This is a genomic window from Pseudorhodoferax sp. Leaf265 (genome assembly GCF_001422365.1).
GTDB lineage: Bacteria > Pseudomonadota > Gammaproteobacteria > Burkholderiales > Burkholderiaceae_C > Pseudorhodoferax.
In genome coordinates, this window is sequence record NZ_LMMT01000014.1 from 79476 (window position 1) to 91571 (window position 12096).

The 12096-nt window shown below is 69.9% G+C and carries 14 protein-coding genes; 6 read left to right on the top strand and 8 right to left on the bottom strand.

Going from position 1 to position 12096, the window contains the following annotated elements:
• Positions 1-56: 56 nt before the first annotated feature.
• Positions 57-1298, top strand: coding sequence for a multifunctional CCA addition/repair protein (locus ASF45_RS15245; RefSeq protein ID WP_056663948.1), 1242 nt, complete (start codon positions 57-59; stop codon positions 1296-1298).
• A gap of 62 nt (positions 1299-1360) precedes the next feature.
• On the opposite strand, the gene ASF45_RS15250 is transcribed toward ASF45_RS15245, so the two are convergent.
• The 4 genes from ASF45_RS15250 to ASF45_RS15265 all read right to left on the bottom strand — a co-directional run bounded on the left by ASF45_RS15250 (position 1361) and on the right by ASF45_RS15265 (position 4046).
• Positions 1361-1651: an H-NS family nucleoid-associated regulatory protein gene (locus ASF45_RS15250; protein ID WP_056663951.1), complete on the bottom strand. Its 291-nt coding sequence runs from the start codon at positions 1649-1651 to the stop codon at positions 1361-1363.
• 124 nt (positions 1652-1775) lie between these two features.
• Positions 1776-2705 carry an ROK family protein gene (locus ASF45_RS15255; protein ID WP_056663952.1) on the bottom strand — a complete coding sequence of 310 codons (930 nt, stop codon included), beginning with the start codon at positions 2703-2705 and terminating at the stop codon, positions 1776-1778.
• A gap of 14 nt (positions 2706-2719) precedes the next feature.
• Positions 2720-2914 carry a DUF2905 domain-containing protein gene (locus ASF45_RS15260; RefSeq protein ID WP_056663956.1) on the bottom strand — a complete coding sequence of 65 codons (195 nt, stop codon included), beginning with the start codon at positions 2912-2914 and terminating at the stop codon, positions 2720-2722.
• 4 nt (positions 2915-2918) lie between these two features.
• Positions 2919-4046, bottom strand: coding sequence for a class I SAM-dependent methyltransferase (locus ASF45_RS15265; RefSeq protein WP_056663959.1), 1128 nt, complete (start codon positions 4044-4046; stop codon positions 2919-2921).
• Between the two features lie 17 nt (positions 4047-4063).
• Here ASF45_RS15265 and ASF45_RS15270 point away from each other — a divergent pair, with 17 nt between their 5' ends.
• The 4 genes from ASF45_RS15270 (at position 4064) to ASF45_RS15285 (ending at position 6905) form a co-directional block, all read left to right on the top strand.
• The gene (locus tag ASF45_RS15270; protein WP_056663962.1) at positions 4064-4861 is read left to right on the top strand and encodes an SDR family oxidoreductase; all 798 of its coding nucleotides are present in this window, start codon (positions 4064-4066) and stop codon (positions 4859-4861) included.
• Entirely contained in the window at positions 4858-5232 is a 375-nt protein-coding gene (locus ASF45_RS15275) for a dihydroneopterin aldolase (protein ID WP_056663965.1), read from the top strand. Before ASF45_RS15270 ends, ASF45_RS15275 begins: the two co-directional genes overlap by 4 nt.
• A gap of 71 nt (positions 5233-5303) precedes the next feature.
• Positions 5304-6230 (top strand): tRNA 2-thiocytidine(32) synthetase TtcA, encoded by a 927-nt coding sequence (gene ttcA / locus ASF45_RS15280; protein ID WP_056663970.1) that lies wholly within the window; start codon positions 5304-5306, stop codon positions 6228-6230.
• Between the two features lie 30 nt (positions 6231-6260).
• The gene (locus ASF45_RS15285; protein ID WP_156473019.1) at positions 6261-6905 is read left to right on the top strand and encodes a DUF4136 domain-containing protein; all 645 of its coding nucleotides are present in this window, start codon (positions 6261-6263) and stop codon (positions 6903-6905) included.
• Between the two features lies 1 nt (position 6906).
• Here the strand turns inward: ASF45_RS15285 and ASF45_RS15290 are convergent, their stop codons facing one another.
• Genes ASF45_RS15290 through ASF45_RS15305 form a run of 4 tightly spaced genes read right to left on the bottom strand, consistent with a single transcriptional unit; the run spans position 6907 to position 11338 of the window.
• Positions 6907-7818 (bottom strand): isopenicillin N synthase family oxygenase, encoded by a 912-nt coding sequence (locus ASF45_RS15290; RefSeq protein WP_056663975.1) that lies wholly within the window; start codon positions 7816-7818, stop codon positions 6907-6909.
• Positions 7819-7840: 22 nt separating this feature from the next.
• Entirely contained in the window at positions 7841-9382 is a 1542-nt protein-coding gene (locus tag ASF45_RS15295; protein WP_056663978.1) for an AMP-binding protein, read from the bottom strand.
• 3 nt (positions 9383-9385) lie between these two features.
• Entirely contained in the window at positions 9386-10516 is a 1131-nt protein-coding gene (locus ASF45_RS15300; RefSeq protein ID WP_056663980.1) for a DUF5938 domain-containing protein, read from the bottom strand.
• Positions 10517-10534: 18 nt separating this feature from the next.
• Positions 10535-11338 carry an SDR family NAD(P)-dependent oxidoreductase gene (locus tag ASF45_RS15305; RefSeq protein WP_056663983.1) on the bottom strand — a complete coding sequence of 268 codons (804 nt, stop codon included), beginning with the start codon at positions 11336-11338 and terminating at the stop codon, positions 10535-10537.
• Positions 11339-11440: 102 nt separating this feature from the next.
• Here ASF45_RS15305 and ASF45_RS15310 point away from each other — a divergent pair, with 102 nt between their 5' ends.
• Entirely contained in the window at positions 11441-12070 is a 630-nt protein-coding gene (locus ASF45_RS15310; RefSeq protein ID WP_056663985.1) for a TetR/AcrR family transcriptional regulator, read from the top strand.
• Positions 12071-12096: the final 26 nt, after the last annotated feature.

Below are 12096 nucleotides of genomic sequence, written 5' to 3' on the forward strand. Positions count from 1 at the left end.
AAGCGGTCTGCGAAGCGGCCGCTACTGTACGTCCTGCGGCCCCCTACACTCGTTCGATGCAGATCTACAAGGTGGGCGGTGCCGTGCGCGACGCGCTGATGGGCTGGCCCGTGCACGACCACGACTGGGTGGTGGTGGGCGCCTCGCCGCAGCAGATGCTGGACGCCGGCTACCTGCCCGTTGGCAAGGACTTCCCGGTGTTCCTGCATCCGCAGACGCGCGAGGAGTACGCGCTGGCCCGCACCGAGCGCAAGACCGCGCGCGGCTACCACGGCTTCGCCTTCCACGCCGCGCCCGACGTCACGCTGGAGCAGGATCTCGCACGCCGCGACCTCACCATCAATGCCATGGCCCAGCCGGCCGACGCGCAGGGGCTGGACGGCCTGGTCGACCCCTTCGGCGGCGCGGCCGACCTGCAGGGCCAGGTGCTGCGCCATGTCTCGGACGCTTTTCGCGAAGACCCGGTGCGCATCCTGCGGCTGGCGCGCTTCGCGGCCCGCTTCGCCGATTTCACGGTGGCGCCGGCCACCCAGGCGCTGATGCGCGAGATGGTGGTGGACGGTGAGGTCGATGCGCTGGTGTCCGAGCGGGTCTGGCAGGAACTCGCGCGCGGCCTCATGGAGCGCCGGCCCTCGCGCATGTTCGAGGTGCTGCGCGGCTGTGGTGCGCTGGCCCGCCTGCTGCCCGAGGTCGACGCGCTCTGGGGCGTGCCGCAGCGCGCCGAGCACCACCCCGAGGTCGACACCGGCGTGCACCTGATGCTCGTGCTGGACATGGCGGCCGCGCTGGCCGCACCCCTGCCCGTGCGTTTCGCCTGCCTGTGCCATGACCTGGGCAAGGCCACCACGCCGGCCGATCTGTTGCCGCGCCACCACGGCCATGAGCAGCGCAGCGCCCAGTTGCTGCGGCGCCTGGCCGAAAGGCTGCGCGTTCCGACCGAATGCCGCGATCTGGCCGATGTGGTCGCGCGCGAGCACGGCAATATCCACCGCAGCGCTGAATTGGGCGCGGTTGCCGTGATGCGGCTACTGGAGCGTTGCGACGCGATTCGCAAGCCCGCGCGATTCGAGCAAGCCCTGCTGGCCTGTGAATGCGACGCGCGTGGCCGGGCTGGCCTGGAGAACCGTCCCTATCCGCAGCGGGAGCGCCTGCGGCAATGCATGCAATCGGTTCTGGCGGTGGCGACCGACAGAATCTCCCGCGAGGCCTTGGCCGAGGGGCGCAAGGGGCCGGAAATCGGTGCCCGAATCCAGAAGGCGCGCCTGGCGGCTCTGGAAGAATATCTGGCGCGGGCCTGAGGCGGCCCGCCGAGCCATTATCGCGGCCGGGCGCAAAGGCCTGCGCCGCGGCCCGATGGTGGTCAGTTGATCAGGTACTCTTCGCGGTTCTTGCCTTCGATCCACTTCGGCGGCTTGCCGCGGCCGGTCCAGGTGGCGCCGGTGCTCTTGTCGCGGTACTTGGGCGCGACCTTCTGGCCGGCGGTGCTGCTTTTGCCGCTCTTGCGGCCAAAGACGTCGTCGGGCGTCAATGCGAATTCGGCGACCAGGGCGCGCACCTTGTCGATCGCGGCCTGATTTTCACGCTGCCTGGCTTCCTCGATCTGCTTTTCGAGGCTTTCGCGCTGCTGCAGCAGTTCCTTGTAGGTGGTCATCGTTTTCCGTCCATAAATCCTGCCGAACTATTGGCAGGCGGGCGGATTATAGGGATAAATCCATTCGCTGCAGAAACTGAATTTCTCGGCCCGGTGTTGGGGATTATGCGTACGTCACCCTTCCTCAGTCAGGCGCCAGGGCCAGCGCCGCATAATCTCCCACACGGTCCTGCAATCCAGCCGGTGCCAGGATTACCCCTTGCGTGAGAGCTGGAAAATGCGCCTGGACTTCGGCCTGCAATCGGGGCAGCAAATACGCGCGGTGGTGCCAGAACACGCTGCCACCCAGGCTGATGCACTGCAGGTCCAGTGTGGCGACGAGGTTGTAGAGCATGCGGCCCAATATGCGGCACAGGCCGTCCACCGTTTCCTGCGCTGCGGCTTCGCCGGCACTGGCGCGGCCCAGCCAATGGGCAGCGTCGTGGCCGAAGCGGCGGGCAATGGCATTGCCGGCCACCAGCGACTCCACGTCGCCGCGGTTGCCGCAGCCGCACAGGGCCTCTTGGTCTTCGATGACGAAGCTGTGGCCGGCATGGCCGGCATTGCCGTTCTTGCCGCGCAGCACGCGGCCGTCCACGCACAGGCCCACGCCGATGCCGGTGCTCCAGGTCACGTAGGCGCAGTCGTTCACGCCTTGCAGCGCGCCCCAGCGGCGCTCGGCCTCCAGCGCGGCGACGCAGTCGTTCTCCACGCGCAATCGGGCGAAGCGCGCGGCCAGCGGAGCCTCCACGGGCACGCTCATCCAGTCGTTGGGCAGGCCGCGCGCGGGGCCGGCTAGGCCGCCGCAGATGTTGGGCGTGGCCAGTTCGATGCGGCCACCCTGCTTGACGAAGGGGCCGGCCGAGGACACGCCGGCCGACTGCACCTGGTCCGGATCGACACCGGCCTGGGTGCAGGCCGCGTCGACGAGGCGCAGGATCTGCTCGGACAGCGCCAGCGGCGTGCCGGTCTTGGCAGTGGGTTCGCTCTGGCGCGCGAGGATCTCCGGCTTGGCGCCGGCGGGCGCCAGGCCCACGGCCACCTTGGTGCCGCCGATGTCGATGCAGGCTTTCATGGGCAGGTCTTGTCTCAGAGGATCTTGGAAATCAGGCTGACGACGGTGCTCAGCAGGATGGTGCTGGTCAGCGGCACGAACCATTCGCGCCCGAACAGTCGGAAGCGCAGATCGCCCGGAAGTTTCCCGAAACCCAGCTTGGCCAGGAAGGGTTGCAGCCAGTTGATCAGCAGCAGGGCGAGGAAGACGACGAGCAGCCAGCGCAGCATGGCTTCAGAGCGTGTGGCTGCGGTCGCCCCGCGCGAAGCCGGGCGCGTCCCAGGGTTCGACGCCCCTGGACAGGGCCAGCACCTTGAACAACTCGCCCATCTCGTGCTCGGCGATGAGCCGGTGCGCCATCGCGCGCTGCGGGATCGGTGCCGCCTCCATCAGCGCGGGCAGGCCGCAGTTGATCAGGAAACGGGCCTGGCTGGTGTAGCCCAGCACGTCCCAGCCGGCGTCCTGCGCGGCCACGGCGATGCCCGTGAAGTCCACATGGGCCGTGATGTCCTTGGCGCCCAGGTGCGCGAGCGGGTCGGCGTCGGCGCGGTGGCCCTGGTGGCACATCAGCGTGCCGGCGCTGCGCTGCGGGTGGTAGTACTCGGCCTCGGGAAAGCCGTAGTCGATCAGCAGCGCCGCGCCGCGGCGCACATGGCCGGCCAGCGTGCGCACGAAGGCCTGGCCCTGCGGGTGGACCTCGGTCAGGTAGTCGTGCGGGCCGGGGATCTCGACGGGCGGGCGCAGGGCCGTGGGGCGGTCCTGCCAGGCCAGCGCGGCGCCTTGCAGCACCACGCCGCGCTCGTGCCACTGGCCGGCCACCCGGTGCAGCAGCTGCACCGGCATGGCGTCCAGCACCTCGTTGCCGACCAGCACGCCGTCGATCTGCGCGGGCAGCGCGTCGGCCCAGTGCAGCTGGTCGGCATGCGCGGCCAGGCGCGCCTGCTGGCGCGCGCGCAGCTCGGCCGAGAGGTCGACGATGGTGTAGCGGCGCACGCGCGGGCCCAGGTGTTCCAGTAGCTGCGCGGCCAGCGCGCCGGTGCCGGCGCCGAATTCCCACACCTCGTCGGTGCCGGTGCGCTCCAGCATGTCGGCCACCTGCTGGGCCAGGGCCTGGCCGAACAGCGGCGAGAGTTCAGGCGCGGTCACAAAGTCGCTGCCGCCCTCGGGCATGGCGCCGAACTTGCGGCCGGCATTGGCGTAGTAGCCCAAGCCGGGCGCATAGAGCGCCAGCGCCATGAAGCGGTCGAAGGGCAGCCAGCCACCCGCCTGGTCGATGGCTTGGGCGATGTGGGCCCGCAATGCGGGGCTTCCCTCCCGCGCGGAGGGGCTTCCATTAGGATGCGCGGTCTCGTTGTCGTGCACCCGTGGATTCTCCCCCAATGACCCAGACCCCCGTCGCCGCCGGACGCACCGTGCTGGTCACCGGTGCCGGCCGGCGGCTGGGCCGTGCCATCGCGCTCGACCTGGCCGCTGCCGGCTGGCAGGTGGCGGTGCACTACCGCGCGTCCGAGGCCGAGGCGCTGCAGACCGTGGCGGACTGCGCCGCCGCGGGCCCTGCCCGCCATGCCGCCTTCGCCTGCGACCTGGCCGACGAGGCCGCCACGCGCGCGCTGCTGCCCGCGGTGGAGGCCGCGCTGGGGCCTGTCACGGCCGTGGTCAACAACGCCTCGCTGTTCGAGCACGACGGCGCTGAGGACTTCGGCTACGCCGCCATGGAGCGGCACTGGCGCAGCAACACCGGCGCACCCATCGTGCTGGCCCAGGTGCTGCACCGGCTGCTGACGGCGCGCGGCGCCGGCCCGCGCAGCGGTGCGGTGGTCAACCTGCTGGACCAGAAGCTCTGGAACCCCAACCCCGATTTCCTGAGCTACACGCTGTCCAAGGCCGCGCTGGAGGCCGCCAACACCTTGCTGGCCCAGGCGCTGGCGCCGCTGCTGCGCGTGGTCGGCGTGGCGCCCGGGCTCACGCTGACCAGCCACCTGCTCAGCGACGAGGCTTTCGCCGCCGCGCACCGACTGTCGCCGCTGGGCCGCTCGTCCACGCCCGAGGATGTGGCCGGCGCCGTGCGCTTCGCGCTCGAGAACCAGTCTCTGACCGGTACCACGCTGCTCGTCGATGGCGGCCAGCACCTCATGAAGTTCGACCGCGACTTCTCGATGATGGGAACACCAACATGACGATCAACGCCGCCGGCACCCAGACCCTGCACCTGAGCGGGCTGCGCTTCGACGCCAACCTGGGCATCCTCGACTCCGAGAAGACCGCGCCCCAGCCCATCCTGGTGGACGCCGAGCTCAACCTGGGCACCCAGCCGCTGCGCCCGCGCGACGACGACATCACCCATGTGCTGGACTACCGCAAGGTGCGCCAGATCGTCATCGACGAGTGCACGGCCGAGCATGTGAACCTGCTGGAAAGCCTGATCGGCAAGCTGGCCCAGCGCCTCATGCTGCTGCCCGGCGTGCTGGGCGTGCGCGTGAAGATCGCCAAGCTGGAGATCTTCGACGACTGCGAAGTGGCGATCCGGGTCGAAGCCGGGCAGTGGTGAGCGAAAAGGCCCTGCGCGGCGGGCCAGGGCCGGCTTGACGGAAAATCCCGCCCTTGCCCGCAGGAAGCCCTATGAACGCCGTCTGGACCGCCGAAGAACCCGCCACCGAAGCCGCGCCCGCCGCGCAGCCCAAGATCGAGCGCGAAACCCACAAGCTGGAGAAGCGCCTGTGCCGCCTGATGGGCCAGGCCATCGTCGACTACAACATGGTCGAGGAGGGCGACAAGGTCATGGTCTGCATGTCCGGCGGCAAGGACAGCTACGCCATGCTGGACATCCTGCTCAAGCTGCGCGCGCGGGCCCCGATCTCGTTCGACATCGTGGCCGTGAACCTCGACCAGAAGCAACCCGGCTTCCCCGAGCACGTGCTGCCCGAGTACCTGAAGAGCCAGGGCGTGCCCTTCCACATCGAGGAGCAGGACACCTACAGCATCGTCAAGCGCGTGATCCCCGAGGGCAAGACCACCTGCGGCCTGTGCAGCCGGCTGCGCCGCGGCATCCTGTACCGCGTGGCCGACGAACTGGGCGCGACCAAGATCGCGCTGGGCCACCACCGCGACGACATCCTGCAGACGCTGTTCCTCAACATGTTCTTCGGCGCCAAGTTGAAGGGCATGCCGGCCAAGCTGGTCAGCGACGACGGCCGCCACATCGTGATCCGTCCGCTGGCCTACGTGCCCGAGCGCGACCTCGTGCGCTGGGCCGCGCACCGGCAATTCCCCATCATCCCGTGCACGCTGTGCGGCAGCCAGGAGAACGCCCAGCGCAAGCAGGTGGCCGCCATGCTGCAGGAGTGGGAAAAGAAGTACCCGGGCCGGGTGGAGAACATGTTCACGGCGTTACAGAACGTCGTGCCCTCGCACCTGATGGACGGAACCCGCTACGACTTCAAGGGTCTGAAGACCACGGGCGTGCCCGACCCCTCCGGCGACAAGGCGTTCGACGCGGAAGACATCGCGCCGCCCGTCGCACCGCTGCTGCAGGTCGTCCGGCTCTGAGCGGGGACGGTGCGTCGAGGAGGCATTGACATGCGAGTCCCTGTGCGAATCCAGACGCGAATGACCCTGGCGGTGGCCGTGGCGGCCACGGTGCTGCTGTCCGGCTGCGCCACAAGCTACGTGGTCGACAACCAGGTGCAGACCTTTTCCGAACTGCGCACGGTGCCCCAGCCGGCCACCTACCGCTTCGAGCGCCTGCCCTCGCAGCAGTCGGCCTCGGGCGCGCAGGCCCAGCTGGAGGCCGCGGCTGAGCCCGCGCTGGCCAAGGCCGGCTGGGTGCGCAACGACGCCGCGGCGCGCTACAGCGTGCTGATCGGCAGCGACGTGGTGAGCACCACCCAGCTGGTCGATCCCTGGGTCTACAGCCGTTTCGGACCCTGGGGTCCGTACTACGGCCGGCGCTGGGCCGGTGGCGCCGGCTTCTATGGCTGGGGGCCGTACTGGAGCTACCGCAACGACATGTGGGACCGCAGCTATGTCCAGCGCCAGGTCAGCGTGGTGATCCGCGACCTGTCCAACCAGCAGGTGGTCTACGAAACGCGGGCCGTGCACGAATCGCGCTGGCCGAACGACCCGGACCTGCTCGCGCCCATGTTCGACGCCGCGCTGAGCAGCTTCCCGCAGCCGCCGGCCGGCGTGCGGCAGGTCAACATCGAGATCCCAGTCAAGAAGTGATTCAGCCGTAGGTGGCGGCCAGGCGCTGGCGCAGGTATTCGCCGGCCGTCACGGGTGCGTGGCGCGGCGCCTCGCCGGCCGGCACACAGCCGGGGATCGCGCTGACCAGCGCGTCCGGGTTCGGGTCCAGGAAGAAGGCCACCGAGTAACGCGCGCGCGCCGGCGGCAGCACGCGGTGCGGGGTGGACACATAGACGTCGTTGGACCAGCGCATCAGGCAATCGCCGATGTTGCAGACGAAGGCGCCCGGCAACGCCGGCACGTCGGTCCAGCCACCGCCACGCCGTTGCACCTGCAGCCCGGCCACGCCATCGGTGGCCAGCAGCGTCACGTTGCCGTAGTCGGTGTGGGCGCCGGCCCCGGCCCGGCCGGCCGGCGCGTCGGCTGCAAAGTGGGCCGGGTAGTGCAGCAGGCGCAGCGTGGCCTGCGGGCGGTCCAGCTTGTCGTCGAAGAAGTCCTCGGCCAGGCCCAGGTCCAGCGCGAACGCGCGATGCAGCCGCCGGCCCACCGCCAGTGCGGCATCGAAGTAGGCCTGCGCCTGCGCCCGCCAGCCGTCGATGGGCGGCCAGATGTTGGGCGGGCGCGTGGCCTCGTCGGTCCAGACCAGGTTGTAGGCCTCCTTGAGGTCGGGCGCGGTGGCCTCGTCCAGCGCTTCCACACCCAGGCCCACATAGCCACGGTTGTGGCCATGGCGGGCGATGGCCAGGGCGCGCTTGTCCTGCGCCGGCAGCGCGAAGACGGCGTGCGCTGCGGCGAACACTCCCGTGGTACAGGCGGCGGGTACGCCATGGCCCGTGACGGCGAAGAAGCCCGTCTCGCGGCAGGCGAGGCCGATGGCCTGGGCGGCGGCCAGGCGCACGGCAGCGTCGCGGTGCGTCAGCGGGCCGATGTCGATGAGGGGGATGCTGTCCATGCGGGCAGCATAGCCCGCCGCGCTAACCGGCCCGGTGCGCCAGCAGCGTTGCCCGGACTTCTTTCTTGAGCACCTTGCCGACCTTGGAGCGCGGCAGTTCCGGCCAGACCTCGACCTGCTTGGGCGCTTTCACGCTGCCCAGCCGGGCCTTGACGAAGGCCTGGGCCTCCTCGGGTGCCAGCGTCTGGCCGGGCGCCAGCTGCAGCACGGCGACCACGCGCTCGCCCCATTTGTCGTCGGGCAGGCCGACGACGGCGCTGTCCTGGATGGCCGGGTGCTGCAGCAGCGCCTGCTCGACCTCGGCCGAGTAGACGTTGAAGCCGCCGCTGATGATCATGTCCTTGGCGCGGTCGACGATGTAGAGGTACCCGTCTTCGGAGAGCCGGCCGATGTCGCCCGTGTGGTGCCAGCCGTGGCGGCCGGCGTCCAGCGTGGCCTCGGGGTTCTTGTAGTAGCCCAGCATGACCAGCGAGCCGCGCACCACGATCTCGCCGGTCTCGCCCGTGGAGAGCAACTGGCCGGCCTCGTCCATGATGGCCACCTGCACCAGCGGCCCTGGCCGGCCGGCCGAAGCCAGGCGCTCGGTGGCGATGGAGCCGTCGGCGTGGAAGTGTTCGCGCGGCGCCATCATCGAGACCATCATCGGCGCCTCGGTCTGGCCGAACAGCTGGGCCATCACGGGGCCGATGCGCCGCAACGCCTCTTCCAGCCGGGCCGTGGCCATGGGCGCGGCGCCATACCAGAAGCACTGCAGCGAATCCAGCCGCGCCTGGGCCAGCCGCGGGTGCAGCAGCAGCATGTAGATCAGCGTGGGCGGCAGGAAGGTGTGGGTCACGCCGTGGCGCTCGATCAGCGCCAGGAAGTCGTCCAGGTCCGGCTTGCCCATGATCACGATGCGCCCGCCCAACGCCAGCATGGGCAGGCACAGCACACCGGCCGCGTGCGTGAGCGGTGCCAGCGCCAGGTAGGTCGGCCGGCCCTCGAAGGGGTAGCCCATCAGCGTGAGCGCCGTCATGGCCTCCAGGTTGCGGCCCGAGAGCATCACCCCTTTGGGTTGGCCCGTGGTGCCGCCGGTGCCGGGCAGCATCACCAGGTCGTCCACCGGCGTCACCTGCAGCGGCCCGTCCGGCACGCCGTCCAGCCAGTCGGCCAGTGCCGGCGCGAAGTCCAGCCGCCGGTCGATGCAGACCAGCGCCTTGAGCCCGGGCAGCTCCGCGCGCATGGCCTGCACCATGGCTGCGTAGGCACTGTGGAACAGCAGGGCCACGCAGTCGAAGGCCTGCAGCACGAAGCGGGTCTCGGCGATCTCGTTGCGCGGGTTGACGGGGCACCAGACGGCCGCCGCGCGCGAGATGCCGAACACGCAGCCGAAGGCCGTGGCATCGTTCGACGACAGCACGGCCACCTTCTCGCCGGGCGCCACGCCGGCGCGCACCAGGCCGTGGCCCACGCGGTGGCTCAGCGCCTGCACCTGGGCGTAGGACAGGTCCCGCTCGCCCATGGTGAAGCAGGGTGCGTCGGCGCCCAGCTGTGCGCCCTTGTCGAGGTAGTCGATCAGCCGCATGGCTCAGACGTGGACCGTGAGCACCGGTGCCTGCACCAGGCCGAAGTGCCGCAGCGCGCCCAGCAGCGCGTGGTGGCCGAAGGCCTGGCAGCCCGAAGCAAAGCCCGCGCGCAGCGGCGGCTGCTGCAGCAGCCAGTTGGCCGCGAAGGCCTGTAGCAGTCCGGTTTGCTTGTAGTTGCAGTTGCCGTAGATCACGCAGTGCGCGCGGCCCAGCGGGCCGGAGGCGTGCACCGAGTCGACCGACTTGTTGATGCGCGGGTTCTCGCGCGGCGGCATGGTGTTCATGACGCTGGCGGCGGTCTGCGACAAGGCCGCGTAGCGGTCCGCTTCGTTCATGCCCTCGGTGGCCTTGAGCGCGGCCTCGACGATCTTGGGCACGCCCAGCATCAGCGGCTTGTTGAACACGCCGCCCAGCACCTTGACGTTGGCCACGCGCGGGTCGCGCTTGAACCACACGGGGTGCGAGGTGCCGCCCCAGGGCAGGGCCAGCGCCATCTCGTGCTGGCCCGGGATCGCCAACTGGTACAGGCCGGCATCGGGCTGCCACTCCACGTACTGCTTGCCCTGCAGGTGGAAGGCCTTGCTCGTGGCCGCGTTGACCAGGATGGTCTGCGTGGACGCGATGGTCGGGCTGCCGCCCCAGAACACGGCGATGTCCAGCGTGTCCAGGCCTGGCGTCTCCAGGCACAGCTGGGCCGCGATCTCGCCCGTGGTGTACATCTGCGCCAGGCCCGGCGAGAGCAGCAGGCCGGCCTTGGCGAAGCGCGCGCCGTATTCCTGGTCGAGGGTGATGAGCCAGTCCTGCTCGCCGGTGGTGTCGGTGTAGTGGCAGCCGGCGGCCAGGCAGGCCTGCACGACTTCGTGGCCGAACTTGGCGAATGGGCCGACGGTGTTCAGCACCACCGAGGCACCCTTGAACAGCGCGGTCAGAGCGTCGGTGCTGTGCTCGACCTGCACCACCTCGTGGTCGGCGGTCTCGATGCCGGGCACGTGGGCGCGCATGGCCTCTTCGAGCTTCTCCTGGCTGCGGCCGGCGGCGATGAAGGGGATGCCGTACTCGCGCAGGTACTCGCAGACCAGGCGGCCGGTGTAGCCGGAGGCACCGTAGACAACGACGGGTTTCTTGTTGCTCATGTTCTGCTCTCCAGGGGCTCACATGCCCATGCCGCCGTCGACGGGCAGGCCGGCACCGGTGATGAAACGGGCCGCGTCCGAGCACAGGAACACCACGGCATCGGCCATGTGGGCCACCTCGCCCAGGCGGCCCAGCGGTGTCTGGCCGACGATGCTGCCCACGGCTTCCTCGGGCGAGGCGAACAGGCCTGCGGCGACCACGTCGGCGGCCAGCTGCAGGCCCATCTCGGTCGGCACCAGGCCTGGGTAGACGCAGTTCACGCGCACGCCGTAGCCGAGCTTGCCCGACTCCATGGCCGCTACGCGCGTGGCGCGGTCCACGGCCGACTTGGTCGCCGAGTAGCCTGCGATCGCCGGAAACGCGATGGTTGCGGCGACGGAGGAGATGTTGACGATGGCGCCACCTTTGCCTGCCGCGCCGCCGGGCCGCATGGCGCGGAACGCGTGCTTCATGCCCAGCAGCGTGCCGACCACGTTGACGTCGAACATGCGACGCAGGCTGTCGGCCTCGACCTCGCTGACCAGCGCCGTGATCTCGATGCCGGCGTTGTTGACGAGGATGTCGAAGCCGCCCAGTTCGGCGATGGTGGCTTCGGTGGCGCGTGCCCAGTCGGCCTCCTGCGTCACGTCCATGCGCACGAAGCTGGCCTGGCCACCGGCCGCGCGCAGGCTGCCCGCCATGTCGCGGCCTTGCGCCTCGCGCAGGTCGCCCACCATCACGGCCGCGCCGGCGCGGGCCAGGGCCTGCGCCATGCCAGCGCCCAGGCCCTGGGCGCCTCCGGTGACCAGGGCGCGGCGGCCCTGCAGGATGTCGCTCGTCATTGCATGTCTCCTTCTGTTGTCTTGACAGTTGTCAGAATAAAACTGGACAAGTGTCAAGAACATGGGGTTTTCACCCGCAGCGCTGTGCTATCTTTCCGCGCCATGCGCACATCCAAGGTTCCGCTGGAGAAGTTCGAGCTGCGCCGCGCCGAGCTCGGCGAGGCCACATTGCAGACGCTGGCCGCGCTCGGCTACGCGCGCACCAGCCTGCGCGAGATCGCCCAGAACTCTGCCTTCTCGCATGGCGTGCTGCACTACTACTTCCAGGACAAGACCGACCTGATCCTGTGCAGCGTGCGCCAGTACAAGGCGCGCTGCGTCACGCGCTACGACGCCATCGTCAAAGACGCGCAGAACGCCGCTGCGCTGCAACAGGCGTTCCTCGCCACGCTGGGCGACACGCTGCGCGACGAGGCCATGCTGCACCGCCTGTGGTATGACCTGCGTGCGCAGGCCATGTTCGAAGCGGCATTCCGTGCCGATGTGGCCAAGATCGACAAGAGCCTGGAGAAGATGGTTTGGAACGTGGTGGCGCGGCTGGCTGCACTCGCCGGCACGCAAGGGCCGCTGCCCAGCCCGGCGCTGGCCTATGCCGCGCTGGACGGTGTGTTCCAGCAGGCCCTGCTGCGCCACCTGGCCGGCGACCGCAAGGCCATCGCCACCATGCAGCAGGAAACGGCCGCGCTGCTGCAGTTGCTGCTGCCTGCGCTGGCCGCTGCCCCGGCCGGTTGAAGGCCGCACGGGCGGGCTCCTAGAAT